Annotated in this window: 25 protein-coding genes; 9 read left to right on the top strand and 16 right to left on the bottom strand. The window is 32.1% G+C overall.

Features of this window, described 5'->3' with window-relative positions:
• The first annotated feature begins 9 nt into the window (after positions 1–9).
• From ytxJ to ACNC7R_RS15530, 7 genes are all read left to right on the top strand, one after another.
• Positions 10–399, top strand: coding sequence for a bacillithiol system redox-active protein YtxJ (ytxJ, locus tag ACNC7R_RS15500; RefSeq protein ID WP_417941972.1), 390 nt, complete (start codon positions 10–12; stop codon positions 397–399).
• Positions 400–552: 153 nt separating this feature from the next.
• Positions 553–2,220, top strand: coding sequence for an OstA-like protein (locus tag ACNC7R_RS15505; protein ID WP_417941973.1), 1,668 nt, complete (start codon positions 553–555; stop codon positions 2,218–2,220).
• Positions 2,221–2,292: 72 nt separating this feature from the next.
• Positions 2,293–3,489 carry an aspartate aminotransferase family protein gene (locus tag ACNC7R_RS15510; RefSeq protein WP_417941974.1) on the top strand — a complete coding sequence of 399 codons (1,197 nt, stop codon included), beginning with the start codon at positions 2,293–2,295 and terminating at the stop codon, positions 3,487–3,489.
• Positions 3,490–3,763: 274 nt separating this feature from the next.
• Positions 3,764–5,161 (top strand): tetratricopeptide repeat protein, encoded by a 1,398-nt coding sequence (locus tag ACNC7R_RS15515; protein ID WP_417941975.1) that lies wholly within the window; start codon positions 3,764–3,766, stop codon positions 5,159–5,161.
• The gene (locus tag ACNC7R_RS15520) at positions 5,161–5,910 is read left to right on the top strand and encodes a shikimate dehydrogenase family protein (RefSeq protein WP_417941976.1); all 750 of its coding nucleotides are present in this window, start codon (positions 5,161–5,163) and stop codon (positions 5,908–5,910) included. The genes ACNC7R_RS15515 and ACNC7R_RS15520 overlap by 1 nt, the downstream gene beginning before the upstream one ends.
• A 162-nt stretch (positions 5,911–6,072) precedes the next feature.
• Positions 6,073–8,028: a DUF349 domain-containing protein gene (locus tag ACNC7R_RS15525; protein ID WP_417941977.1), complete on the top strand. Its 1,956-nt coding sequence runs from the start codon at positions 6,073–6,075 to the stop codon at positions 8,026–8,028.
• A 176-nt stretch (positions 8,029–8,204) separates the two neighbouring features.
• Positions 8,205–8,621, top strand: coding sequence for an OsmC family protein (locus tag ACNC7R_RS15530; RefSeq protein WP_417941978.1), 417 nt, complete (start codon positions 8,205–8,207; stop codon positions 8,619–8,621).
• A gap of 52 nt (positions 8,622–8,673) precedes the next feature.
• On the opposite strand, the gene ACNC7R_RS15535 is transcribed toward ACNC7R_RS15530, so the two are convergent.
• The 13 genes from ACNC7R_RS15535 to ACNC7R_RS15595 all read right to left on the bottom strand — a co-directional run bounded on the left by ACNC7R_RS15535 (position 8,674) and on the right by ACNC7R_RS15595 (position 20,965).
• Positions 8,674–9,393 carry a response regulator transcription factor gene (locus ACNC7R_RS15535; RefSeq protein ID WP_163411274.1) on the bottom strand — a complete coding sequence of 240 codons (720 nt, stop codon included), beginning with the start codon at positions 9,391–9,393 and terminating at the stop codon, positions 8,674–8,676.
• Between the two features lie 3 nt (positions 9,394–9,396).
• Positions 9,397–10,980: a sensor histidine kinase gene (locus ACNC7R_RS15540; RefSeq protein WP_417941979.1), complete on the bottom strand. Its 1,584-nt coding sequence runs from the start codon at positions 10,978–10,980 to the stop codon at positions 9,397–9,399.
• A 59-nt stretch (positions 10,981–11,039) separates the two neighbouring features.
• Positions 11,040–11,636: a dephospho-CoA kinase gene (coaE, locus tag ACNC7R_RS15545; protein ID WP_417941980.1), complete on the bottom strand. Its 597-nt coding sequence runs from the start codon at positions 11,634–11,636 to the stop codon at positions 11,040–11,042.
• 1 nt (position 11,637) lies between these two features.
• Positions 11,638–12,636 carry a glycosyltransferase gene (locus ACNC7R_RS15550; protein WP_417941981.1) on the bottom strand — a complete coding sequence of 333 codons (999 nt, stop codon included), beginning with the start codon at positions 12,634–12,636 and terminating at the stop codon, positions 11,638–11,640.
• Positions 12,637–12,760: 124 nt separating this feature from the next.
• The gene (gene fabV / locus ACNC7R_RS15555; protein ID WP_417941982.1) at positions 12,761–13,951 is read right to left on the bottom strand and encodes an enoyl-ACP reductase FabV; all 1,191 of its coding nucleotides are present in this window, start codon (positions 13,949–13,951) and stop codon (positions 12,761–12,763) included.
• Between the two features lie 24 nt (positions 13,952–13,975).
• Entirely contained in the window at positions 13,976–14,497 is a 522-nt protein-coding gene (locus ACNC7R_RS15560) for a hypothetical protein (RefSeq protein ID WP_417941983.1), read from the bottom strand.
• Between the two features lie 7 nt (positions 14,498–14,504).
• On the bottom strand, positions 14,505–16,157 hold the full coding sequence (gene recN, locus ACNC7R_RS15565) for a DNA repair protein RecN (RefSeq protein WP_417941984.1): 1,653 nt from the start codon (positions 16,155–16,157) through the stop codon (positions 14,505–14,507).
• 39 nt (positions 16,158–16,196) lie between these two features.
• Positions 16,197–17,084, bottom strand: a complete 888-nt coding sequence (locus ACNC7R_RS15570) for a DUF4835 family protein (RefSeq protein ID WP_417941985.1) — start codon at positions 17,082–17,084, stop codon at positions 16,197–16,199.
• Complete coding sequence (coaBC, locus tag ACNC7R_RS15575; RefSeq protein ID WP_417941986.1) at positions 17,077–18,288, bottom strand: bifunctional phosphopantothenoylcysteine decarboxylase/phosphopantothenate--cysteine ligase CoaBC; 1,212 nt, start codon at positions 18,286–18,288, stop codon at positions 17,077–17,079. Before coaBC ends, ACNC7R_RS15570 begins: the two co-directional genes overlap by 8 nt.
• Positions 18,289–18,297: 9 nt before the next feature.
• Positions 18,298–18,615, bottom strand: a complete 318-nt coding sequence (locus ACNC7R_RS15580) for a DNA-directed RNA polymerase subunit omega (RefSeq protein ID WP_008463064.1) — start codon at positions 18,613–18,615, stop codon at positions 18,298–18,300.
• Between the two features lie 8 nt (positions 18,616–18,623).
• Positions 18,624–19,418 carry an outer membrane protein assembly factor BamD gene (locus tag ACNC7R_RS15585; RefSeq protein ID WP_417941987.1) on the bottom strand — a complete coding sequence of 265 codons (795 nt, stop codon included), beginning with the start codon at positions 19,416–19,418 and terminating at the stop codon, positions 18,624–18,626.
• A 136-nt stretch (positions 19,419–19,554) separates the two neighbouring features.
• Positions 19,555–20,436, bottom strand: coding sequence for a 4-hydroxy-tetrahydrodipicolinate synthase (dapA, locus tag ACNC7R_RS15590; protein ID WP_417941988.1), 882 nt, complete (start codon positions 20,434–20,436; stop codon positions 19,555–19,557).
• A 16-nt stretch (positions 20,437–20,452) separates the two neighbouring features.
• Positions 20,453–20,965 carry a DUF6913 domain-containing protein gene (locus ACNC7R_RS15595; RefSeq protein WP_417941989.1) on the bottom strand — a complete coding sequence of 171 codons (513 nt, stop codon included), beginning with the start codon at positions 20,963–20,965 and terminating at the stop codon, positions 20,453–20,455.
• A 47-nt stretch (positions 20,966–21,012) separates the two neighbouring features.
• Between ACNC7R_RS15595 and ACNC7R_RS15600 the strand changes: the two genes are divergently transcribed.
• Together ACNC7R_RS15600 and ACNC7R_RS15605 are read left to right on the top strand one after the other, a co-directional pair.
• Entirely contained in the window at positions 21,013–21,792 is a 780-nt protein-coding gene (locus tag ACNC7R_RS15600) for a 5'-nucleotidase C-terminal domain-containing protein (RefSeq protein ID WP_417941990.1), read from the top strand.
• A 52-nt stretch (positions 21,793–21,844) separates the two neighbouring features.
• Positions 21,845–22,756 (top strand): bifunctional metallophosphatase/5'-nucleotidase, encoded by a 912-nt coding sequence (locus tag ACNC7R_RS15605; RefSeq protein WP_417941991.1) that lies wholly within the window; start codon positions 21,845–21,847, stop codon positions 22,754–22,756.
• Here ACNC7R_RS15605 and ACNC7R_RS15610 read toward each other — a convergent pair.
• The 3 genes from ACNC7R_RS15610 to ACNC7R_RS15620 form a co-directional block, all read right to left on the bottom strand.
• Positions 22,746–23,423 (bottom strand): hypothetical protein, encoded by a 678-nt coding sequence (locus ACNC7R_RS15610; RefSeq protein WP_417941992.1) that lies wholly within the window; start codon positions 23,421–23,423, stop codon positions 22,746–22,748. The two genes, ACNC7R_RS15605 and ACNC7R_RS15610, sit on opposite strands and share 11 nt — an antisense overlap.
• Positions 23,413–25,416 (bottom strand): NAD-dependent DNA ligase LigA, encoded by a 2,004-nt coding sequence (gene ligA, locus ACNC7R_RS15615; protein WP_417941993.1) that lies wholly within the window; start codon positions 25,414–25,416, stop codon positions 23,413–23,415. Before ligA ends, ACNC7R_RS15610 begins: the two co-directional genes overlap by 11 nt.
• Positions 25,417–25,521: 105 nt before the next feature.
• Positions 25,522–25,995, bottom strand: a complete 474-nt coding sequence (locus tag ACNC7R_RS15620) for a DUF6495 family protein (protein ID WP_417941994.1) — start codon at positions 25,993–25,995, stop codon at positions 25,522–25,524.
• Positions 25,996–26,004 lie beyond the last annotated feature (9 nt).

Below are 26,004 nucleotides of genomic sequence, written 5' to 3' on the forward strand. Positions count from 1 at the left end.
AACTAAATTATGAGTTTTTTAAAATCAATTTTCGGAAATTCTGATAATTCAGAAGCTCCAAAAAGCAATGTAAACTGGACAGAATTAACCGATATTCTTCAATTACAGGAAGTAGAAGCAATATCATACGAAAAACCAGTTGTGATTTTCAAACACAGCACAAGATGCAGTATCAGCAGAATGGCACTTAAACAATTTGAAAGAGAATATGCTCTTGAAAATATTGTTGATCCTTATTTTTTAGATTTGATTGCACATCGTGATATTTCAAACGAAATCGCCAACAAATTCAATGTACACCACGAATCCCCTCAATTGATTTTGATCAAAAACGGAAAAGCAGTTTATGACGTTTCACATAGCGACATTGATGCCGCATCATTGAAAAAAAAGATTTAGCTCTCTTCGTTTCAAAGAACCTATACTTAAGGCAGAGAGTCACATCTCTGCCTGTTTAATTTCCTAAATTTGCATTGATTCACGATTATAAATAAATCTTAATATCAGCTTAGGTTGCTACCTTTTTCATAAATTTGAAAAAAATTAAATCAATTGAAGAAATTACTCTTTTTCATATCCATTTGTTTGGTCACAGGAATTGCTCAGAATGCAAAAGCGCAGGCTCCTAAAAAAATAATAGTTGAAAACTCAGACTTTTCAGATGTCAACGAAGTAGAAATTCCCGGCGCTCTTTTACTTACCGGAAATGTAAAAATAAATCATGATGGCGTAGTCCTCACATGCAATAAAGCCTATTTTTTTCAAAAAGAAAACTATATCAAAGCTTTCGGAAACGTACAGCTTGTACAAGGAGACACCTTATTTTTAAATAGTAAATATGCTGAATACAGTGGTAACGTAAAAAAGGCTTTCGCAACCGGAAACGCTATTATGACTTCTCCTGATGCAACGCTACAAACAGACACTATCAATTTTGACAGAAATGTTCAGGAAGTTTTTTACAATACCAAAGGCACAATTGTAAACAAAGACAATACCTTAGTAAGTAAATCCGGAAGGTATTACGTGAAACAGAAAAAATTTCAGTTTTTAACAGAAGTAGTACTTACAAACCCTAAATATGTTATGAAATCTAATCACTTAGATTATTATAGTAACTCAGGGCATTCTTACTTATTTGGCCCATCAACCATCACAAGCAAAAAAAATTATATTTATACTGAAAATGGATTTTATGACACCAGAAAAAACCTTGCACATTTCCTGCGAAAATCATATATAAAATACGATGACCGGCGAATCGAGGGTGACAGTTTATACTACAATCGTAATACCGAATTTGCTTCAGCAACACGAAATGTAAAAATCACAGATTCTATAAATAAGGGCATCGTAAAAGGTCATTATGCCGAATTATACAAACTAAAGGATTCTATGTTTGTAACAAAAAGGGCAGTTGCTATAAATTTGGTCGAAAAAGATTCTGTATATATTCATGGTAAAAAACTCATGGTTACCGGGAAAGAAGGAGAAAGAATCATCAGAGCTTTTAATAATGTCCGTTTTTACAAAATCGATATGAGTGGAAAATGCGACTCACTTCATTCAAATAGTAAAACTGCTCTTACAAAATTAATTGGAAAGCCAATTTTATGGAATGCAGAAAGTCAAATCACAGGTGACCTCATGCATTTAATAGGCAACAACAAGACCCAAAAATTAGACACGCTCAAAGTGTTCAACAATACATTCCTAATTTCCCGGGATACGCTCGGCACAGGTTACAACCAGGTCAAAGGCATAAACCTCATTGGAAAATTCAAAGATGGAAAACTACATGATGTCGATATAATAAAAAATACCGAAGCAATATATTACGCAAGAAATAATGCTAATGAACTTGTAGGGATCGATAAAAGTGTAAGTAGCAGAATCAATCTTATTATAGAAAATAATGCTGTTGAAAACATTACTCTTTTTAAAAATGTTCAAAGTGACAGCTATCCAGAAGATGAGTTGGCAGAAAATGACCGCAAATTAAAAGGTTTTGTCTGGCGTGGAGAGGAAAGAATAAAATCAAAAGATGACATTTTTTCTCCTGAAGAAAACGAACTCAACGAAAAATTAGTTAAAGAAGGCAAAGCAGAAAATGCTAAACCTAATATTCCTATGAAAGTCCGAAAAGAAACATTAAATTACAACAAAAAGAAACCCGCAGCAAAAACCAGTAAAACAACTGACAAAAAAGCTAAAAAATAATTTTTAGTAAAACAGGGGTTTAAACATCCGTAAACAATCAAATCCTCAAAATCGTAGTTCTAAACTAAAAAAATGAATCCAGATTTTATAAAATATCAGGCGCAAACGTCTCCATATCCACTCGGAATGGAAGTTTCGCATGCAATCGGCTCTTACATTTACGATACTACAAATAAAAAATATTTAGATTTTGTAGCCGGCGTATCAGCCTGTACACTAGGTCACCAGCATCCAAGAGTAAATCAGGCAATAAAAGATCAGCTGGACAAATATTCACACGTAATGGTTTATGGCGAATATTCACAAAGTCCGGCCGTAGAATATTGCAAATTATTAGCTTCACTCCTACCAGATTCGTTAAACAAAACTTATTTAGTAAATTCAGGAACAGAAGCAATCGAAGGGGCACTTAAATTAGCAAAACGAACAACAGGCCGCAGTCAGCTCATTTCATGCAACAATGCCTATCACGGAAATACGATGGGCTCTATGAGTGTTATGGGATTCGAAGAACGCAAACAAGCCTTTCGCCCATTGCTACCGGATGTTGATTTTATTACATTTAACAACGAAGACGATTTACAAAAAATAACGACCAGAACAGCAGCCATTTTACTCGAAACGATTCAGGGGGGCGCTGGTTTTATTCAGCCAGAAAACAACTTTCTGCAAAAAGTACGAGTACGCTGTAACGAAGTTGGTGCGATGATGATTGTAGATGAAATTCAGCCTGGTTTTGGCCGTACCGGAAAATTATTCGGCTTCCAAAACTATGATGTGGTTCCAGATATTGTCGTTATGGGAAAAGGAATGGGGGGAGGAATGCCAGTAGGGGCTTTTACGGCATCTGCTGAAAAAATGGATCTTTTAACCGAGAACCCTAAATTAGGACATATCACCACTTTTGGAGGTCATCCTGTCATTGCGGCAGCCTGTCTGGCAACTTTGAAAGAATTAACTGAGACTAATCTGATGCAGGAAACTTTAGCCAAAGAAAAACTCTTCAGATCACTTTTGGTACATCCTTTGATAACAGAAATTAGAGGAAAGGGATTAATGCTTGCCGCTATGACCAAAAGTGCCGATATAACGAATCAGGTTATTTTAAACTGTCAGGAAAAAGGGCTTATTTTGTTTTGGTTATTATTTGAAGGTTGCGCCATTAGAATAACACCTCCATTAACCATTTCTGAAGAAGAAATAAAAGAAGGATGTGCCGTAATTCTTGAAGTTATGGATGAAATTTTAAAAAAAGAACAATCAGCTTAATCAGAAGCTATTTCCAGCTCTCCACTATATCTTTTGTTTTTTAAAGAAAAAAACAAAAGGATGTCGTTCCTATCTGGGCTAGGTAGCTAAATTAAAAACAGAACTCAAAACAACAAACAAACAATCTTCTATATATCAGAAGATTATAAGCAAAAAAAGAACACAAACCTTGTTTATATTGTTAATTAAATTGTTCAAAACAATAAATCTCCTTCCCTAAAAAAACAATATGGTTACCTAAATTTATAACAGGCTAATTTCAAAAATATAAAGTATGCAATTAAGCAACGAAGAAGAAGAATATAACCTATCCTTATCCAAATTTGAGTCGATGTTAAAAACCAACAAAGTACTCTTTTTTGACTCTGAAGAATTCGAAGAAATTATTCTTCATTATTTAGATATAGGCAAGGCTAATTTAGCAAAAAAGGCCTTAAAACTTGCATTAGATCAACACCCAAAATCTACAGGCTTAAAATTAGTACAAGTAGAAATGCTGGTTTACGATGACAAACTCGACATGGCAGAGAAGCTTTTGAATGAATTGTATGCCATTGAACCTAACAACGAAGAAATTTATATCCAAAAAGCCAATATTTGTTCCAAAAGAGACCAGCACGAAAAAGCAGTAGAATTACTTAAAATTGCGCTACAATATACAGATGATTTCGCTGATGTATATAACTTAATGGGAATGGAATATCTGTTTATGGATAATTTTGAGATGGCAAAAGACAGTTTCATCAAATGTCTTGAAGAAGACTTAGAAGATCAGTCTGCACTTTATAACGTAGTTTATTGTTTTGAATTTTTAGACCAAAATCAGGAAGCTATTGCTTATCTTAACGAATACATCAACAAAAATCCATATAGCGAAATCGCCTGGCATCAGATTGGTCGATTACATTACGGCATAAAAGAATACGAAAATGCAATTCGCGCTTTTGATTACGCAACCCTTATTGATGAAGAATTTCTGGGAGCATTCATGGAAAAAGCAAAAGCATACGAACGTCTTAAAAAATATGCCCAGGCAATAGAAAGCTACAACCGAACCATAGAATTAGATGATGCAACCTCTTATGCTTTATTGCGAATTGGTAAATGTTACGAAAAGCTTGGAAATAATGTCCTTGCATTAAAATACTACAACCAGACAGTTCACGAAGACCCTCTTCTGGACAAAGGATGGATTGCTATTACTGATTTCTATGTTCGCCAAAACAATTTTCAGAAGGCATTATTTTTTGTCAATAAAGCATTAGCTATAGACAATCAAAATCGTTTATACTGGAAGCGGTATGCTACTATAAACAAACAAATGAACTTTTTTGAAGAAGCTGAGTTTGGCTATAGAAAAGCAGTAGAATTTGGGGATTATGCATTAGATACCTGGTTATTTTGGGTAGACATCCTTCAGTTTTTGGGTGAATTTGACAGCGCCATACAAACATTACTGCAGGCTTCCGAATATTTTCCGGAAGAAAACGAAATAGAATACCGTTTGGCCGGATTGTATTTTATGATTCAGGACAACACAAAGGCTAAGTTTCATTTAAGCAATGGTTTACGTTTAAATTTTGATAATTACATTTTAATTGAAGATCTTTTCCCAGTTGTCTGGTCTAAAAAAATGGTGAAAAATTACATTGAGAAACATAGAAAAGAATAATGATTGATATTTTAAGAAGACGTTTTGGCTTATTAGGCCGCAATATTAGTTATTCCTTTTCAAAAGGATACTTTACAGAAAAATTTAATAACGAAATTTTCGCAGGAAACAGCTACGAAAATTTTGATATTTCTGAAATTAGTCATTTTACAGGCTTACTTAAAAACAATCCAGACCTAAAAGGATTAAACGTTACGATTCCATACAAAGAACAGGTTATTCCTTATTTGGATAAACTTTCTAAAAAAGCAACCTTAATTGGTGCAGTAAACACTATAAAGTTTACAAAAAAAGGAAAATTAAAAGGCTATAATACTGATTATTATGGCTTCAAAAAATCATTAAAACCATTGCTTGAACCACATCACAAAAAAGCACTCATTCTCGGCACCGGTGGCGCTTCAAAAGGGGTAGCATTTGCACTTAATGAACTTGACATTCCTTATACTCTTGTTTCAAGAGAAGCGAAAGAAAATATCATAGATTACAAATTAATTAATGCTACAACTTTTGACAATTATCAAATCATCATTAACTGTACCCCAGTTGGAACAAGTCCAAATACCGAGGCTTGTCCCGATCTTCCCTATGAATTTTTCACAGATAAACATATAGCCTATGATTTAATTTATAATCCTGCAGAAACTCAGTTCTTAAAGAATGCTAAAGAAAGAGGAGCAGTAATAAAAAATGGTCATGATATGCTTATTTTTCAAGCAGAAAAAGCATGGAAAATCTGGAACAAATAATACAAATAAAAAATAATTCCCTACCTTAATCAATTACTTCTCACATATAAACGAGTAAGATTTTTAAATCAAAATATGCATAAATAAAATGATTTATTTTGTATTTAGAAACACCTTTACTATCTTTCGCAATGTTTAAAATATAACCTTATACATTTAAAAATGTTAGAAGAAAAGAATGACAACCTGCAGGAAGCAGATGGAATATTAGGAATCAGCCTGAATGATTCTTCACAAAGTGATGTAACACAAACATCAATTTCTGAAAAAACAACAGAAAATATTGAGATCGAAGAAACAACTCATCAGGAAGTATTAGACGCTATAACAAATTCTAATGCTGAAGAAAGCGAAGACGAGACACTAAAGGAACGTCATGATATTCCTATGCAGGATTATGATACTTTTTCTTTAGATAAACTTGTTGATGAATTAAAAAAACTTGTAAATACAGACAAAATCATGTCTGTTAAAGACCATATAGAAGAAATTAAAAAATCATTTTTACTCCAATTTAATCACTTTATTGAAGAGAAAAAAGAAGAATTTAATGCTTCAAACCAGGATCCTAATGAAGAATTTCAATATCACTCTCCTTTAAAATCGAAGTTCGACGAATATTATAATATATTTCGAGAAAAAAGAAATGTACACTTTAAAAATTTACAAAGTAATTTAAAATCAAATTTAGAAAACCGCCTTGCTATAGTAGAGGAGCTTAAAGAACTTATCAATCCTCAGGAAAATATCAAAGACACTCTCAAACATTTTAATGAATTAAGAGAGAGATGGAAAAATGCGGGATCGATTCCAAAAGATAAATACAATCACGTCTGGAACAATTATCATTTTCATGTTGAGAATTTTTATGACTATCTTCATTTAGACCGCGAAGCGAGGGATCTGGATTTCAAATACAATCTTGAACAAAAACAAAAAATTATAACCCGTGTTGAAGAATTGGTAAATGAGCCTGACATTAACAAGGCATTTCGTGAATTACAGGATTTACACCGAATCTGGAAAGAAGATATTGGCCCTGTATCGAAAGAATATCGTGATACGATTTGGAATAAATTTAGTGAACTGACTAAAAAAATCCACGATAAAAGGGAGCTTTTGTTTGAAAGCCAAAGACAGAACGAGCAAAAAAATCTTGAAATTAAAAAAGAAATCATTGCTGCTATCGAGACTTTAGCCACTGAAAAAGTAGCTTCTCATTCGCAATGGCTGGTACAAATACAAAAAGTTGAAGCACTTAGAAATGAATTTTTTGCTGCCGGAAAAGTACCTAGTGACGTAAACGAAGAAACATGGGCTGCATTTAAAACTGCCGTTAGAAATTTTAATTCTTTTAAAAACTCATTTTACAAAGACATCAAAAAAGATCAAAACGACAATTTAAACAAAAAAATGACCCTGGTTGCAAAGGCAAAAGAATTACAGGAAAGCACTGATTTTAACACCACTACTCCAATCATGAAACAAATTCAGGAAGAGTGGAAACAAATTGGTCACGTGCCAAAAAAATATTCAGACAAAATCTGGAAAGAATTTAAAGATGCGTGCAACCATTATTTTGACAAATTAAAAGAACACAAATCTGAAGAAAATGCAGAAGAAGTAGCTGCATTTGACAATAAAAAAGTATATCTGGATACTTTAAGAACATTTGAACTCACCGGAGACCACAAAACAGACTTAGATGCCATTAAATTACATATTGAAAACTGGAAAGGATTCGGAAAAGTTCCTTTTTCAAGACGACACATTGAAGGCAAGTTCAACAAAATCTTAGATGCACTTTTTGAAAAGCTAAGCTTAAGTAAGAAAGAAACCGAAATGATGCGTTTTTCAAACAGAATTGATTCTTTATCTGAAAGTAATGATACGCGAAAATTAGATAATGAAAAGATTTTCATAATGCGTAAAATTGAAGAAGTACAAAATGAAATATTCCAATTAGAAAACAACATTCAGTTCTTCACTAACACTAAAAATGCAAAAAAAGAAAACTCAATTGTTCTTGAAGTTCGCAAAAACATTGCCATTCATAAAGAAAGTCTTGAATTATGGAAAGACAAGCTTAAACAATTAAGAAACCTGAATCAGGAATAAGGTTTTAAATTTTAATAATCAAGAGAGGTGTAAGGATGATAATTTTCCTTACACCTTTTTTTGTTTTCACTTTTCAATAACAAATTAATAAAACTAATCTGTAAAATATTAACTATCTTTGAAAGATACATCATTTCGCAGTTCAACTATATAATTTTAACTTTAATAACTACAATATGAAATTTACTAGAAAAGCCAACGCAAACTGGAAAGGAACCGGTAAGGAAGGGGCCGGATTAATAAGCACACAAAGCACTACACTAAATAACGCACAATTATCTTTCAAAACAAGATTTGCAGAAGGAGTAGGAACCAATCCTGAAGAACTTGTTGCTGCAGCACATTCCAGCTGTTTTACGATGCAATTAAGCTTCTTATTAAACGAAGAAGGATTCGTTGCGGACGACTTATCAACTGAGGCCACAGTTACTTTTGAAGATGGCTCTATTACTTTAATTCACTTAGAACTAAAAGGAAAAGTTCCTTCCATAACTGCTGAAAAGTTTTCTGAAATAGCAGCTAAAGCAAAAGAAATTTGCCCAATTTCCAAACTATTAAAAACCGAAATCACATTAAGTGTTAATTTGATTTAAACTCAAAATATTTTATAAATAAAAAAGCTCCGGTTGTCCGGAGCTTTTTTTACTATTCAGATATTGCTTTGCTTTTAACAACTAGTCTAAACCCTTCGCCATGAATATTTAGAATTTCAACATCTTCATCTGCTTTTAGATATTTTCTAAGTTTCGCAATATAAACATCCATACTTCTCGAGGTAAAATAGTTGTCATCTCTCCAGATTTTGGTCAAAGCTAACTCCCTTGGCATTAAGTCATTTTCGTGTAAAATAAGCATTTTAAGCAACTCATTTTCTTTTGGTGACAACTTGATAGGCTCCTCATCCTGGAATGTCAAAAATCTTAATTTAGAATTCAAATGAAACTTACCAATGTTAAACTCAAACTGAACTTGCTCAGCCTTTGTATCAGAAGATTTTCTTTGAATGATCGCTTTTATTTTCATCAATAAAACTTCAGAATCAAAAGGTTTGTTCAGATAATCATCAGCACCGGCTTTATATCCTTTTAAAACATCTTCTTTCATAGATTTTGCCGTTAAAAAAATAATCGGCACTTCACTATTTTTCTCTCTTATTTCTTTTGCTAAAGTATAACCGTCCTTATAAGGCATCATTACATCAAGAATACATAAATCATAAACATCTTTCTTGAATTTTTCGAAACCTTCCATACCATTTTTTGCCAATGTAACTTCAAAGTCATTTAGCATTAAATAATCTTTAAGAACTGCACCAAAATTAAGGTCATCTTCTACTAAAAGTATTCTTTTATTAATATTTTCCATATTTCAATTTATTAGTGGTATTTTTATTATGAAGGTACTACCTTTTCCCTTTTCGCTTTCTACATAAACCTGACCATTGTGGTCTTCAACTATTCTTTTTACATAGGCAAGTCCCAAACCATGCCCTTTTACATTATGAAGATCTCCTGTATGTTCCCTGTAAAACTTCTCAAAAACCCTTTTTTGAGCTACTTTACTCATTCCTAACCCATGATCTTTAATCTTTATCAGAATCATGTCTTTAATATTCTCTGTAAAAATCTCTATCTCAGGAATATCCGGAGAATATTTTATAGCATTTTCCAATATATTAACCAGCACATTTGTAAAATGAACTTCATTAACCAGACAAGTAGTTCTTGCTGCGTTATAATGTTTTACAATTGTACCCTGTTTGTCTTCTAAAATTAAATTCACATGCTCAATTGCATCCTCAATTATGTTTTGAATCACAGCAGGCTCTTTGCTAATATCCAGTTCTTTTTTCTCCAGCTTGGATATTCGGAGTACATTTTCAACCTGAGCGTGCATTCTTTTATTTTCATCTCTGATCATTTGAAGATAACGATATACCTTCTCCTTATCTTCAATAATTTTGGGGTTTCTAATCGCATCAAGAGCTAAATTTATAGTAGCAATAGGAGTTTTGAACTCATGCGTCATATTATTTATAAAATCTGTTTTTATTTCAGATATTTGCTTTTGGCGTATTAACTGATTTAAAGCACTTGTATATGCAATTACAATAATTAATGTAAAAATTATAGACAGTATCGTAATACTTACCAGTTGAGACAACAGAAACTTCTTTTTATACGGAAATGTAACTAATAACTCATACTTACTATTCCCTTCATTATCTGTAAATACAGGAATACTATAAGTAGCATCTTTATCATAATGAAAACCATCCGACTTCACTTTTGTAGAAACACCATTACTATAAATTCCAAATTCAAATTTAGTTTTTATACCATGTTCTTTAAGTTCTTTCTTCAAAAGAGAATTTAATTTATTCTTGGTAATTCTTTCGTCTATTGGTAATATTGACGCATAATCATTAGATGTAATCGTCAACTGAGCTTTATCTAAAATATCAAGATTACCATTCTTTTCGATTTTTATATCCGGAATTGTACTTTGATTTAAGACGGAATTATCAATAATATTATTATTGTAAACTTCTGTTAACCTCTTCGAACTAAAGCTTTTAAAACCATCTGAATTAAACTTCTTATTAAAAATTGATCCATTAGTATCATACTTTTCAGATGTAATACTATTTTTATAAACTATAGTCTTATTAGTTTTAGTATTCCTTTGAACAAATAAAATTTCCAATAAATCTTCTTTTTGCGGAATTTTACCCGTACTATCCCTTATATGATTAATTTTGTTCCGAAAACTATATTCTTCCAGTTTTGCAAGAGTCTCTGAAACATCGCTAATTACCTGAGTTACATGATACTTAAATTGCTCATCATTGTTCTCTAAGGAAGAATTGAACCAATATACCTGAACCAGAATTATCCCAATTAAGGATAAACTCATTAGCAAAACAAGTATTCTAAAAAATAATTTATTCATCGAAACAAAATTAATATTTTAACAATATACTAAATAATACATTAACCAAATATTAACATTTAAGAATGATTTTGTTTTATATTTAAAATTTTAAGAATTTTAACAACTTCTTGTTTAGCATTTTCATGACTATCATTAAATATGATAAAATCGCTCATAGGAATACGTTGTTCATCTTTCCATTGCATTTTCATTCTGTCTAAGACCTGCTTTCTACTTGTTTTATCCCTTTTTATAACCCTCTCAATTCTTATTTCTTCAGGAGCTGTAACCGTAATAACAACATCACATTCTATGTATCTCCCACTTTCAAATAAAATTGCTGCTTCATAAATTACATAATCATAATTTTTATTTTTTTGAAGCCATAATTCAAAATCTTTCTTGACAGCAGGATGTATAATAGCATTTAACTGATTAAGCTTATCGGCATTATTAAAAACAATATCTGCTAATTTTGCCCTGTTAAGTACTTCGTTTTCGAATATTACCTCCCCAAATACAGCTTTAATTTCTTTTAGTACAAATTCAGACTGCATTATTTCTTTTGCTTTATCATCAGCAATATAAACGGGTAACCCTATTTCTTTAAAATAATTTGCAATAGTTGTCTTTCCACTTCCAATACCTCCTGTCAAACCAATAATCTTTGCCATGTTATATCCTGAAAAACATATTAGGAAAAGCTTGCTGAGGCTTTCTTTTTAAAATAATAATTTTTACAAAAGATTCTAAAAAACCTATTCCGTAACCATAAAACTGTTTCCAAACAGCAATTACAGAAAGATACCCAATTTTAATGCTCTTATTACCCACACTAGATGTAAGAAAAATTATAACGAAATATACAAAATATATTTGTAATAAAATATCTATATTAAAAATTAACAATAAAAAAGCTAACAACAGCCCTAAAATAAAAAAGGCAGGAAAGAAAAAAGTCAGTTTATTATGCTCCGGATACCAGCTATTCAATATTGGTCTTGCTTTTCCAAATTTATTCACCTGAACAGAGAACTTCTCCCAGTCTATTCTTCTTTTATGATAAACAAATGCATCAGGAAATAATCGTGTTTCAAAACCTAAATTCCATAATCTTATAGACAAATCCGGATCTTCACCAGGGTGAATATTCCCAAAACCTTTTGATGCTTCAAAAGCCTTTTTTGAAATCCCCATATTAAAGCTTCTTGGCTGAAACTTCCCGATTTTCTCAGAACCACCGCGAATTCCACCGGTAGTTAAAAAAGAGGTCATAGCAAAATTAATTGCTTTTTGTATGTCTGAAAAGCTATCCAAAGCCTTATCAGGACCTCCGAAACAATCTACATATTCCCTGTCTAATTCTTTACGAACTTCTGTTAAATAATTAGACGGAATGATACAATCAGAATCGAAAATAATAAAATAATTACCTATCGCCTTTATCATACCAAAATTCCTGGAATCCCCAGGTCCTGAATTAGGCTTAAAGTAATAAGATATGTTGAGTTTTCCCTGATATTTCATCACTACACTTTTGCAAGGAATTGACGATCCGTCTTCAACAAGAACAATTTCAAAAGCTTCATTATAATCAGATTTCATTAAGCTTTCTAAAAGTTCATCTACTTCATCCGGGCGATTATAAACGGGTATAATTAAAGAAAAAACCATAATTAGTACATGTGGAATTTAAGGACAGTTTTATAATTTAAAATTTTGCGCAAAGATAAGTTTTATTCATAAAAAAACCATCAACTTTGGGTTGATGGTTTTCCTTTATAATGATTTAAATAAATTATTTAATACTTTCTACCTGAACCATTTCATTTGCTTCTGCTTTATAATCTATTCCGGCTAATTCAAAACCAAAAAGATTTAAGAAATCATTTCTATATCCTTCCAAATCACCAATAGCAGGTAACGTTTCCGTGGTAGTTTCTAACCAAAGTTTAGCTACTTCAGCCTGAACATCTTCACGCATTTCCCAATCATCAATCCTTATTCTTCCTTTATCATCGGTAAGAATTTCAGTTCCGGCATACAATCTGTCTTTAAACAAACGTTGAATCTGTTCAATACATCCTTCATGAATTCCTTTTTCTTTCATTACTTTATATAAAAGAGAAATATACAAAGGTACAACCGGAATTGCTGAACTTGATTGCGTAACTAAAGCTTTATTAACAGAAACATAAGCTGTTCCTCCTATTGATTTCAAACTATCAGCAATGGTAAAAGCTGTAGCTTCTAAATCATCTTTTGCACGACCAATAGTTCCTTTACGGTAAACTGCTTCTGTCAATTCCGGTCCGATATAAGAATAAGCTATGGTTTTAGCTCCATCAGCCAATAAATTTTCATTTTTTAAAGCCTCAATCCACATTGCCCAGTCATCTCCACCCATAACTTCAACTGTGTTAACAATATCTTCCTCATTAGCTGGAGCTATTGAAACTTCAGAAACTTTACCTGTATGAAAATCAACAGTTTTATTAGTATATGTCTGCCCAATTGGTTTTAAAACTGAACGATGAGTTACACCTGTTTTAGGATTTGTACGTACCGGAGAAGCTAAACTATAAATCACAAGATCTACCTGCCCTAAATCAGCTTTTATCAAATCTAAAGTCTCTCTTTTTACCTCATTTGAAAAAGCATCCCCATTAATACTTTTTGCATATAATCCAGCTTTATGAGCTTCTGATTCAAAAGCCGCTGAATTGTACCAACCCGGTGTAGCAGTCTTACCTTCTGCAGATGGTTTCTCAAAAAACACACCAATAGTTGCTGCATCGGATCCAAAAGCACTTGTAATTCTTGAAGCTAATCCAAAACCTGTTGAAGCACCAATTACCAACACTTTTTTAGCCCCTTCGATAGGCCCTTTTGATTTGATATATTCAATTTGATTTTTAACATTTTGCTCGCATCCTTTTGGGTGTGATGTCAAACAAATAAATCCTCTCATTCTAGGTTCTATGATCATCTTGTATTGTATTATTTTATTGTATTAATTCAGTTTCAATTTTAATTTTTCAAAAATAGACATTTTATCCTTAACCCTTTTCATGTTTGCATTCATATTGTCTATAAAATTAGGATTTAAAGCATTCTTTTTTGCTAAATTATAATATTTGTAAGCAGCTATATAATTATTCTCATACTCGGACATCCTTCCTAATTCACTATTATAAGATGAGGAATCAAAATTTTCCAGCGTCTGCATGGTAAAGCTAATATGCTCTTTCGCTTCTTCATACCTTCCAATATCAATAAGAAGGTAAGTATAATTTAAATAAGGTGCAGGATATTTAGGTTCAAATTTCATAGCCAGTTTATAATGATAAATCCCTTTATCATAGTTACTAAGCTTATTATAATAAATCCAGCCTAAATGATTATGCGCTTTACCGAAATCCGGATATTGAGATAATATTTCTTCAAGTAATTCTTTTCCCTCAGCAATGTTCCCTTCAGAAATTAATGAATCTGCTTTTATAAATTGATTTTCGTAATAACTAAGGCTTTCCATCTCTATTTTAACTTAATAATTGTTTTGCATGATTTAATGCAGAATCAGATATATTCGCTCCAGACAACATCTGGGCAATTTCTATAATTCTTTCATCCTGAGACAAAAGCTTTAATTCTGACTGTGTATCATCATTTATTGTAGATTTGAATACCTTAAAATGAGAGTCACCTTTAGCAGCAATTTGCGGTAAATGTGTAATGGCGAATATCTGCATCTTAGTACTCATATCTTTCATGATCTCACCCATTCTTATAGCTATTTCCCCGGATACACCTGTATCTATTTCATCAAAAATCAAAGTTGGCAATTTAGAATATTGTGCCAATATTGCTTTTACAGCCAACATTATACGGGACATTTCTCCTCCGGATGCCACTTTTTTCAGCAAGCCAAAGTCTGTTCCTTTATTCGCTGAAAACAAAAATTGTAATTCATCTTTTCCATTTTGAAAATAAGTATCAGATATTGTTAGCTCCATTTTAAACTGAACATTAGGCATTCCTAATGTTTCCAATATTGAAATTAGCTGTTTAGACAAAACCGGAATTGCTTCTTTTCTATTTTGATGAATTTTAGCTGAAAGTAAATCTAACTCTTCTGTTTTTTGTTCAATTGATCTGGACAGAATTGCTATTTCTTCTTCAATATTACCTAATTCCAACACCGATTTTTCCAGGTTTGACTGAATATGCAACAATTCATCCACAGTAGTAACCTGATGTTTTTTCTGTAAATTATGAATCAACTGTAATTTTTGATTTACTAATTCTAATTTCTCGGGATCATTTAATAATTTATCTGTGGCATTTTGCAATTCTTTTGAAACATCGTCAAATTCAATTGCTATGCTTGTAATTCTCTCAAACAAAATTTGATATTCTGATGAAAAAGCTGCAATTTTTTGTAATGAAGCCTTAATTTCATTCAAATTATGAAAAACACCAAATTGCTCTTCATTTGCAATTACAAGTGATTTATCAATTGACTCTTTGATTATTTCAACATTATTCAGTTTTTCAAAATCAGCTTCCAGTTCTTCCTGTTCCCCTGATTTTAATTTTGCAGCGACAAGTTCATTTAATAAAAAAGCATTGTATTCCTGCTCCTTGCCTGCATCACTTTCTTTTTTAAGTAAAGCATTTAATTTTGATTTATCTGACCTATATACTTTCAGAATTTTTTGATAAGAATCTATAATTTCGGAATTTTGAGCAATTGCATCAATTATTTTAAACTGCACCCCTTCATCAGAAAGTTCCTGAGTTTGCTGTTGCGAATGAATATCAATCAAAAACAGACTCAGATCTTGTAATTCCTGAAGATTTACAGGACTATCATTAATAAATGCACGTGATTTTCCAGAAGGAAGAATCTCACGCCTGATAATGGTTTCATCCTCATAATCAAGGTCGTTTTGCTCAAAAAATTCTTTCAAATTATATTTAGAAATTTCAAACTGCGCTTCGATAACACATTTTTCTTCTTTGTTTTTGAGAGAAGTTAAATCAGCTCTTTTTCCCAAAACCATTCCTAAAGCTCCTAAAATAATTGATTTTCCTGCTCCGGTTTCTCCGGTTATTATAGAAAACCCTTTCGAAAAATCTATAGAAAGTTTTTCAATTAAGGCATAATTTTTAATTGACAGCGAAGTTATCATATAGGTTTAAAAGTAAAATTATTGAAGTATAAAATTCAGTTAGTATCTTATTTGAGACCATTTTGTAGAATTCAGAGGGGAAACCCTGTTTAAATTTTCTACTAAATCTGTAATTGTAATACTTGGTCCCCCTGAAAAAACAGATACTATCTCATCCGATTTTGCATCAAAAAATACTCTTGTCAAAAAGGCATTTGGTTTAACAGAATTTAATTTACCTATTAACATTAGTGAAGATTTTATTTTTTCTTTTGCCTCTTTTAAATCCTGGTTCATTACATCCAAACCTGAATAATACAAAAAAGCAGTTTGTCTCAAATCTGAATAAACAGGAGCAACCATATCATTTATCAGGAAATAACGATTTTGCAATCCATCTGACTGGGTCCATCCTTTGGAGCCGCCTTGCTGTGCAATATTGGCAATATTTTGGGCGGTTTCAAAATAGGAATCACCACCTTTAAACTGAAATGTGTCACCATCCAACCCTAAAATCATATAACTATAAAAGGATATTACAGATACTAAATTAGATTCAAATGTAGTTGGATTATAGAGCAAAGGTTCAAACTCTGTATATCTGAAATTAAAATCTTTATCGTTAAAATTAAAAACAGGAGAAGAATACGTCGAATTATAAATCAATCTTGAAGATTGCACCTGTATAGTACCCGAAAACTGATCAGAATTATGTGAAGAAAGTGTAATATACATAGAACAGTTAATTCTCTCATTTTGTTTCAAAACAGCTCCCATCCAGTCTGTTTTGTTCACAAATTCAGACAGAGAAGCCTGAAGTGTTTTATAGACCTGTAAATTTGGATTTGGCAGCCTCTCCGTATTGATAGTAACTGTACAATTTAACTGTTGTGCCTGTGCAAAACCAAAAAACAAAAACAATAAAAAAGTAGCAACTAATTTACGCATAAAAATGTTCTATAACTTTATTTAAAATATCAACTGCAACAGATTCTTTTGATTTTAAATCCATTGGTTCAATTTTAAATTCCTTATCTATAAAAGTAACTTTATTAGTTTGGTGTTGAAAACCTGCTCCTTTATCCTGCAACGAATTTAAAACAATCAAATCTAAGTTTTTTTTCTGGATTTTCAACTTAGCATTTTCAATTTCATTTTCAGTTTCTAAAGCAAAACCAATTAAAAACTGATTTTTTTTAATTTTTCCTAAAGAAGCTAATATATCTTTTGTTTTTTCCAGTTCGATTGTAAACGCATCAGCTGCTTTCTTTATTTTCTGATCAGCAACGAACTTTGGTTTATAATCTGCTACTGCGGCTGCGGCAATAGCCACATCAGTATCATTAAAATGCAAATGGCACGCATCATACATTTCCTGCGCAGAAACAACATTAACAACCTTGATCAAAGGATTTTCAACCTTTAAGTAAGTTGGTCCTGTCACCAATATAACAGATGCTCCCAGGTTAGCTGCTGCTTTAGCAATATCAAAACCCATCTTTCCTGAAGAATGATTCCCAATGAAACGTACAGGATCTATTGCTTCGTATGTAGGACCCGCAGTTATAAGTATTTTTTTTTCTTTCAGAGGCAATTTACTTTCCAAATCAGACTCTAAAAAAGCAATTATATTTTCAGGTTCTGCCATTCTTCCTTCACCCGATAAACCACTTGCCAACTCGCCATTTTCAGCTGGAATCATTACATTCCCAAATTGCTTTAAAGTATTAAAACTGGATAAAGTAGAAGGATGTTTATACATATCCAAATCCATTGCCGGAGCAAAATAAACAGGACATTTAGCGGATAAATAAGTAGCGATTAAAAGATTATCACTATTTCCAGTTACCATTTTTGATAAGGTATTGGCAGTAGCAGGAGCAACCAGCATGAGATCAGCCCAAAGTGCTAAATCAACGTGATTGTTCCATACCGCATCCTGATCCTCTTCATTAAAGAAACTGGAATATACAGGATTTTTTGATAACGTAGATAACGTAAGCGGAGTTACAAAATCCTTAGAAGCAGGTGTCATGATCACCTGAACATGTGCACCTGCTTTTATAAAGAGTCGTACTAATGAGGCTGTTTTATAGGCTGCTATTCCACCGGAAACCCCCAGTAAAATTTTCTTCCCGTTTAAAACTGACATTGTACTGTATTATTTGTTTGAGCTTCTGTGGTATGTTTTACCGTCTAACCATTCCTGAACAGCTAAAGCGTGAGGTTTTGGTAACTTTTCGTAAAATTTAGAGACTTCAATTTGTTCTTTATTTTCAAAAACTTCTTCAAGACTGTCATTGTAAGTAGCAAACTCTTCTAATTTCTCAGTCAATTCTTTTTTAATTTCAGAATTAATCTGGTTTGCTCTTTTAGCCATAATAGTGATTGCCTCATACACATTTCCTGTTGGCTCTTCAATAACCGTTTTATTGTAAGTTATTGTATTTACAGGAGCATTCGTCTTTTTTAAATCCATGACTTTATTTATTTAGTAAATTTTTGTAAATCTGTTTCAACTCTGGCATTCATTTCGTCTGCCAGTTTTTTGTATTTTGTATCACTTTTAAACTTAAGCAAGTTATTGTAAGCCACTTTGGCAACATTTAAACGTTCTTCCATTTTTTGAGGAATACTGTTTATCGCTAATTGGTATGCCGAATCATATTTATAAAACAGTGCATCTTCTTTAAACGGAGTTCCCGGAAAATCTGCAATAAAATTATCAAAGGCAACTAATGCTGATTTGTAATCTGAAATAGTATTATAACCTTTTGCATTTTCATATGCCTTTTTTTCAAGCTTACCACTTAATACCTTAACAGCCTCATTTGCCTGAGCTATATATTCAGAATTTGGATAATTATCAATAAAGGCCTGTAATTTATCTAATGCTTTCACTGTATCTGTTTGATCCAAACTATAAACAGGAGCTAATTTAGAATAACTGTAAGCCCCCAAAAAAGCAGCTTCCTGCACTTTTTCACTTCGTGGATAACCCGAAACAAAACTTTCAAACTGATAACCTGCTAAATAATACTGCTTTGTTTTATAATAAGACTGAGAAAACATATAGAACAACTTCTCTGCCTGAGGTTTCCCTCTGTATGAAGGTGCAAGTTGCTCAAAAAGCCTAATTGCTTTATTATACTTTCCTGCTTCATACATCTTTGTCGCTATTTCAAATTTTGCCGCAACATCTTCATTTTTCAATGCCTTCTGATAATCACTACAAGAGCAAAAAAGGACAACAACAATTAACAGCGATACTATTTTTTTCATTTTCTTACTTTTATTATGATTTCTTAGACAATTATGTCGAAGGAAAACCACACCGAAGATTCGGTGGCAAATTTAGTTATTAATTTAGCTACTACAAAATATTTTTGATACAATAAAATACTGAGGTTACTGCAACCTATTTTAATGCCGTTCTTACAAATTCATCTAATCGTCCTGCCAATGATTCATCAACTGAAACTAACGGCAAACGAACCGTATTATCAGCAATTCCCAAAGACTGGAATACATGTTTAATTCCGGCAGGATTTCCCTGTTCAAAAATCATATCAATACAATCAGACAACAAGTATTGGGTTTTAAAAGCCTCATTTACTTTTCGGTTCAGACCTAAACGAATCATTTCTGAGAACTCTTTTGGGAATCCCTGACCAATAACCGAGATAACTCCTGCTCCCCCAGCCAATACAATTGGCAAAGCGATCATATCATCTCCTGAGATGACCAAAAAATCCTTTGGTGCATTTTTAATCAGTTGCAAGGCCTGAGCCATATCACCTGCCGCTTCTTTTACACCTACAACATTGTCAAAATCTTTTGCCAGACGAATGACTGTTGAAGGTGCCATATTACTTGATGTCCTTCCAGGAACATTATATAAAACTACCGGAACTGGAGAAGCCTCAGCAATAGCTTTGAAATGCTGATAAATACCTTCTTGCGTAGGCTTATTATAGTATGGAGAAACAGAAAGAATAGCTTCAAATGCTGAGAAATCTCTTGTTTTTAATTCCTCAACAACCTGCATAGTATTATTGCCTCCAACTCCAAGAACTAAGGGCAGTCTTCCGTTATTAACTTCAACAACAGTATTAATAACTAATTCTTTTTCATCTTGTGTCAAAGTTGCATTTTCTGCCGTTGTTCCCATAACAACAAGATATTCTACCCCTCCGTCAATCGAAAAATTAACGATTCGCTGCAAAGCTTCGATATCAATTGAAAAATCTTTTTTAAATGGAGTGACAAGGGCAACACCTGTTCCTATTAATGATTGCATATTCTAAATTATATTTTTACTTTATTTTTTTTAAATATCTGAACAATTCAAAAACGAAAAGCCTATAATTGCTCAAAGAAGTATTTATCATCCAACGATTTATATCTTTATCTATTGAGGCAAATCCTACTTTAAATTTTGCTTTTGACTGATTTGTAATCAGTTTCAAAATGGGCTTCTGAACATCATAATAACTAATCAAAAGATCAAATTCTGTTTCAATAAATTGAGTTAAAAAATCAACTTTACTCTTGCCTCTCCAATCTATGTGCTTTTGGGTAAAAGTTGGATAAGAATATATTTTTTTATCCTTAAATTTATTTCTGTACACCACAATTTTAATTCTTTCACAATCAATTCCTTTTGAAACTAATTCCTCAATAAGTGCTTTTGAATGCCTGAAATCACTCTCGTCAACCAATAAGCCAATTGTCTTTACGTTACAGGTAAATACTTCTTTTTTTACATTACGTAAATTATTTTTTAATGTTTTTTTTATGAAAAAATCCTTCAAGTAATTTAAAAACATAGTATTTTTACCAGATTACAAAATTAATTATTTAAGTCTCATTTAAGATGGTAAAACTAAAAAAGTATAACGTATTTTTAAAACTTTTTGTTATATTCTTAACATTTTTATTTGCTTTATCCTGCAGTAAGAAAAATTATCATCTGAATAAAATAGAAGGTAAACAATTACCCATTACCGAAAAAAGCAATCAGACGCCTGAGATAGAAAACTTTATCAAACCTTATCGTGATCACATCAATAAAGATTTAGACAGCGTATTAGCTTATTGCCCGGAAACACTTGATAAAAGTGTTGGAAAATGGCAAACCAATATTGGAAACCTAATAGCTGATATTTGTTTACAAAATGGAAATAAGGTTTTTAAAATACGTGAAAAAAAAGACATTGATTTCTGCTTACTAAACCACGGTGGAATAAGGGCTATATTACCTAAAGGAAATGTAACAACAAGAACTACCTTCGAAATTATGCCTTTTGAAAACAATCTCGTTGTCCTGGCTTTAAAAGGTGATCAGATTCTCGAAATGACTTCGGATATAATTAAACAAAAGAAAGCTCATCCTTTAGCCGGTATGACTTTTACAATTTCAAAAGATAATACTGCTAAAAACATTCAAATTCAGGGAAAACCTCTTGACATTACTAAAACATATTATGTAACAACAAACGATTATTTGGCAAATGGCGGAGACAGTATGAACTTTTTTCTCAAAGCTACTCAGAAATATGACCTGAATTATAAACTTCGAAATGTACTAATTGATTATTTTAAAGAAGCAGATACAATTCCGATTCCAAAAGATATTAGAATTACAGAAGAATAATCAAACTTAAATCAGAAATAAAACAGTCGTTTTAGTAAAAAAACAAAACAAAATGAAAAGAAGAGAATTTATTGAGAAAACTGCTGCGGGGACTGCATTATTAAGCCTAGGTTTTTCATTAAGTAGTTTTGAAACAAACGATATAAAGCATCTAACCGTTCTACACACTAACGATGTACACAGCCATATAGATCCTTTTCCTGCTGATGATCCTCGCAATCCTAACAAAGGCGGTGTATCACGCAGAGCTGCTCTCATTGAAACCATTCGAAAAGAAAACCCTAACGTACTTTTACTGGATGCCGGTGATATTTTTCAGGGAACTCCTTATTTCAATTATTATGGAGGTGAACTTGAATTCAAACTAATGAGCATGATGAAATATGATGCTTCTACAATTGGAAATCATGATTTTGACAATGGTCTTGATGGTTTGTACGCACAAATGCCACATGCCCGTTTTGATCTTATCTGTTCGAATTATGATTTTAAAAATACAATCATGAACGGAATCGTAAAGCCTTATAAAATTTATAATAAAAACGGAATTAAAGTTGGTGTTTTTGGTTTAGGAATTGAGCTTGACGGACTCGTTGATAAAAAAATGTACAAGGAAACAGTTTACAATAATCCTGTTGAAATTGCGCAGGATATGACTCAATTATTAAAGAAAGAAGAGAAATGCGACCTTATTATCTGCCTTTCGCATTTGGGTTATAAATACAAAGAAAATGCTTCAAAAATTTGTGACTTAAAATTAGCAGAACTGACACAAGATATTGATTTGATTATTGGAGGTCACACACATACATTTTTAGATAAGCCTACCATTGTAAAAAACAAAGTAGGCGAGGACGTTCTGGTAAATCAGGTGGGATGCTACGGAATAAATTTAGGCAGAATCGATTTTTACTTTGACAAAAATAATTCCCACACTAATCAAGGGAAATCAATTATTGTTTAACCCTCTTTTTATTTGATACGATAAAATATTTTGCCATAAAAAAGTACGCGAGAATCTGAGCAATGTCCCTAATCAGGATTAAAACTAAAGAATGAGAGTAGTATTCATTAAAAATAAAAAAAATATCAGAAATTATAAAACTGGTAATCATTAATGTAAGCAGTAAAGTAACATAAGTCCCTCTGGTTATATATTTTGTATAACAAATAATGCCTAATACACTTAATACAACTCCGTAAATACAGTATAGAAATTGAAAGTCTTTGATTTTATCAAACTGTAAACTTAAAACAGAGAACAACAAATAGATAATAATTAAGATTACCAGAGTTATCGGTAATAAATCTGTTCTTTTTAGTTTTATCTTTTCAACAATAATCTTTTTGATTAATATAGAATAAACAAACAAAAAACATACTGAAGATCCCAGAGTCGAAATTTCTACATCCATAAGATGAAATACTTCTCCAACAAAGCATAAAGAAAAAATTAAAACCTGGGTTTTATCAATTTTAAAATTATTTGACGAATAAAAATAAAAGAAAACAGAAGGAATTACAATCGATTTCATACAAACCATAAGATAATCATATCGAAGAATATCAAACAAGATTGTAAAAAAAAATGCAATCGAATATAAAATTAATGAAGGACTATTAGCTTTCATTCAATTTGGTTATAAATTCCTGTTCAGATAGTATTGGGATATTCAATTTGTTTGCTTTTTCTAATTTCGCCGGCCCCATATTATCCCCAGCTACCACAAAATCTGTTTTTGCAGAAATAGAGCTCCCCACTTTACCGCCATTATCTTCTATGGTCTTCTTTAATTCATCTCTTGAAAACTGAGTAAAAACTCCTGAAACTACGAAGGTTTCCCCTAAGAACTTATCGGTTGCATCAGGATTTACTTTTTCAATAATTTCAAACTGAACACCATATCTTTTTAATCGTTGAATTATTTTTTGATTTTCTTCATTCTCGAAAAATTCAATGACGCTTTTTGCAATTCGCTCTCCAATTTCATCTACTAAAATCAATTCCATTAGTGAAGCCTGACATAATGCATCAATATTTTTATAATGTCTGGCTAATTTTTTGGCAACAGTTTCTCCCACAAAACGAATACCCAGCGCAAAAAGAACACTTTCGAATGGAATTTCTTTCGATTTCTCAACACCGTTCACCAGATTTTCAGCAGATTTTTGCGCCATTCTTTCCAGATGCAGAATATCCTCTACTTTTAGCTCATACAAGTCGGCATAATTTTGAACCAGACCATTTTTAAAAAGTAAAGCAACCGTTTCTCCCCCAAGTCCCTCGATATCCATGGCTTTTCTTGAAATATAATGCTGAATTCTGCCTATAATCTGCGGTGGACAACCATAAAAGTTTGGACAATAATGATTTGCTTCGCCTTCGTTTCGGACTAACTCGGAACTACATTCCGGACAATGAGTGATATAATTTGTTTTCTGCGAATCTAAAGGACGCTGTTCTAAATCTACAGCAATGATTTTTGGAATAATTTCGCCCCCTTTTTCAACAAAAACGGTATCATTTATTCGGATATCTAATTTTTCAATTTGATCAGCGTTGTGTAAAGAAGCTCTCTTTACAATGGTTCCAGCCAGCTGTACCGGCTCTAAATTTGCCACAGGAGTAATGGCTCCGGTACGGCCAACCTGATAAGAAATTGATTTTAATTTCGTCGAAACCTGCTCTGCTTTAAATTTGTATGCAATAGCCCAACGAGGTGATTTTGCTGTGTACCCTAATTCTTCCTGATGGCGAAAACTGTTTACTTTTATCACTACGCCATCTGTTTCGTAAGGCAACTTGTGACGATGAGTATCCCAATAATCAATAAAGTCAAAAACTTCCTCCATCGTATTGGCTAATTTTGCCTCACTTGGTACTTTAAACCCCCATTCTCTTGCTAATTGTAATCCTTCAATTTGAGAAGAAAAAGGTAAATTATTGCTTGTTACCGAATATAATAAACATTCTAAAGGACGTTTAGCAACCTCAGCACTATCCTGAAGTTTTAAACTTCCGGAAGCTGTATTCCTTGGATTCGAATATGGAGTTTCACCAATTTCAATTAGTTCCTGATTCATTTTTTCGAAACCTTTGAAAGGAAGGATAATTTCACCGCGAATGTCAAACTTATCAGGATAATTTCCTTTTAATTGCAAAGGAACTGATCTAATTGTTTTAATATTATTGGTAACCTCATCTCCCTGAAAACCATCCCCACGTGTTAAAGCCTGAACCAGTTTTCCGTTTTCATATGTAATACTTATTGAAGCACCGTCATATTTTAGTTCACATGTATATTGTAAATCAACATTTCCAAGAACTCTCTGAATCCGGTTTTCCCACTCTACTAAATCTTCTTTAGAATAAGAATTATCCAAAGAATACATTCTAAACTGATGTGGTATAGTTTTAAAATTTTTGGTAACCATCCCACCTACTCTTTGAGTCGGAGAATGCTCGTCAAAAAATTCAGGATGTTTACTTTCTAAATCCTGAAGTTGTTTTAATTTAATATCAAAATCATAATCAGAAATTGTAGCATCATCAAGTACATAATAATTGTAATTGTGTTGATTAAGTTCGTTTCGTAAATTCTGAATTATTTCCTGAATACTCATAAATATTAAAAATAGTGCTGATTATAACGTATAAAAACCGAGTCTCAAAATTAGGATTATTTTTTATTTTAAAACATAACCAACTAAATATCAATACAAAAAGAATTAAGACTCTAAAATTGAATTAATTTGTTTGAACAATTGACCGTCACTTAAAAAGGCCCCCTGCTGTATTAATTCAAAAATAGAAGAGTTTCGATCTTCAGTAAAAATTTTCTTTCCCGTTTTCATTTCAATTGCATCTGTAAACATATTATCACTTAACCATTGAAGACCATCTTTAGTAAGGAAATCAATTTCAGCAACCAAAGACTTCAATACAATAGATTGTACATAAGTTTCAAAACACTGAAATAAAAATATATGATTTTTAGAAAAATGTTCTAAAAATTCAGCTCTTGACAAAACGCCTTCCCAAATTAAATCCGAAAAAACATCCAATTCCTGTTCGGCAACTTCTGGTTTTTCTACCTTTATCTTATCCCATTCCGTCCTATCAATCGACTGTGCCGCTAGAAATTTAGTAAATTCCGGATGCAATTCCTCAAATTGTTCTTTTGTTAATCTATTATATTTCATTTTCCTTAT

It is taken from the genome of Flavobacterium adiutor (genome assembly GCF_048282555.1).
GTDB lineage: Bacteria > Bacteroidota > Bacteroidia > Flavobacteriales > Flavobacteriaceae > Flavobacterium.

What these genes read in the sequence shown, in the direction of transcription:
- ACNC7R_RS15600 (WP_417941990.1), top strand. Translation starts at nt 21,013, where the DNA reads ATGGTAAAACTAAAAAAGTATAACGTATTTTTAAAACTTTTTGTTATA.
- ytxJ (WP_417941972.1), top strand. Translation starts at nt 10, where the DNA reads ATGAGTTTTTTAAAATCAATTTTCGGAAATTCTGATAATTCAGAAGCT.
- ACNC7R_RS15610 (WP_417941992.1), bottom strand. Translation starts at nt 23,423, where the DNA reads ATGAAAGCTAATAGTCCTTCATTAATTTTATATTCGATTGCATTTTTT.
- ACNC7R_RS15585 (WP_417941987.1), bottom strand. Translation starts at nt 19,418, where the DNA reads ATGAAAAAAATAGTATCGCTGTTAATTGTTGTTGTCCTTTTTTGCTCT.
- ACNC7R_RS15620 (WP_417941994.1), bottom strand. Translation starts at nt 25,995, where the DNA reads ATGAAATATAATAGATTAACAAAAGAACAATTTGAGGAATTGCATCCG.
- coaBC (WP_417941986.1), bottom strand. Translation starts at nt 18,288, where the DNA reads ATGTCAGTTTTAAACGGGAAGAAAATTTTACTGGGGGTTTCCGGTGGA.
- ACNC7R_RS15535 (WP_163411274.1), bottom strand. Translation starts at nt 9,393, where the DNA reads ATGGAAAATATTAATAAAAGAATACTTTTAGTAGAAGATGACCTTAAT.
- ACNC7R_RS15525 (WP_417941977.1), top strand. Translation starts at nt 6,073, where the DNA reads ATGTTAGAAGAAAAGAATGACAACCTGCAGGAAGCAGATGGAATATTA.
- recN (WP_417941984.1), bottom strand. Translation starts at nt 16,157, where the DNA reads ATGATAACTTCGCTGTCAATTAAAAATTATGCCTTAATTGAAAAACTT.
- ACNC7R_RS15595 (WP_417941989.1), bottom strand. Translation starts at nt 20,965, where the DNA reads ATGTTTTTAAATTACTTGAAGGATTTTTTCATAAAAAAAACATTAAAA.
- ACNC7R_RS15515 (WP_417941975.1), top strand. Translation starts at nt 3,764, where the DNA reads ATGCAATTAAGCAACGAAGAAGAAGAATATAACCTATCCTTATCCAAA.
- ACNC7R_RS15550 (WP_417941981.1), bottom strand. Translation starts at nt 12,636, where the DNA reads ATGGTTTTTTCTTTAATTATACCCGTTTATAATCGCCCGGATGAAGTA.
- ACNC7R_RS15560 (WP_417941983.1), bottom strand. Translation starts at nt 14,497, where the DNA reads ATGGAAAGCCTTAGTTATTACGAAAATCAATTTATAAAAGCAGATTCA.
- ACNC7R_RS15570 (WP_417941985.1), bottom strand. Translation starts at nt 17,084, where the DNA reads ATGCGTAAATTAGTTGCTACTTTTTTATTGTTTTTGTTTTTTGGTTTT.
- ligA (WP_417941993.1), bottom strand. Translation starts at nt 25,416, where the DNA reads ATGAGTATTCAGGAAATAATTCAGAATTTACGAAACGAACTTAATCAA.
- ACNC7R_RS15520 (WP_417941976.1), top strand. Translation starts at nt 5,161, where the DNA reads ATGATTGATATTTTAAGAAGACGTTTTGGCTTATTAGGCCGCAATATT.
- ACNC7R_RS15605 (WP_417941991.1), top strand. Translation starts at nt 21,845, where the DNA reads ATGAAAAGAAGAGAATTTATTGAGAAAACTGCTGCGGGGACTGCATTA.
- fabV (WP_417941982.1), bottom strand. Translation starts at nt 13,951, where the DNA reads ATGATCATAGAACCTAGAATGAGAGGATTTATTTGTTTGACATCACAC.
- coaE (WP_417941980.1), bottom strand. Translation starts at nt 11,636, where the DNA reads ATGGCAAAGATTATTGGTTTGACAGGAGGTATTGGAAGTGGAAAGACA.
- ACNC7R_RS15530 (WP_417941978.1), top strand. Translation starts at nt 8,205, where the DNA reads ATGAAATTTACTAGAAAAGCCAACGCAAACTGGAAAGGAACCGGTAAG.
- ACNC7R_RS15580 (WP_008463064.1), bottom strand. Translation starts at nt 18,615, where the DNA reads ATGGATTTAAAAAAGACGAATGCTCCTGTAAATACAATAACTTACAAT.
- ACNC7R_RS15540 (WP_417941979.1), bottom strand. Translation starts at nt 10,980, where the DNA reads ATGAATAAATTATTTTTTAGAATACTTGTTTTGCTAATGAGTTTATCC.
- dapA (WP_417941988.1), bottom strand. Translation starts at nt 20,436, where the DNA reads ATGCAATCATTAATAGGAACAGGTGTTGCCCTTGTCACTCCATTTAAA.
- ACNC7R_RS15510 (WP_417941974.1), top strand. Translation starts at nt 2,293, where the DNA reads ATGAATCCAGATTTTATAAAATATCAGGCGCAAACGTCTCCATATCCA.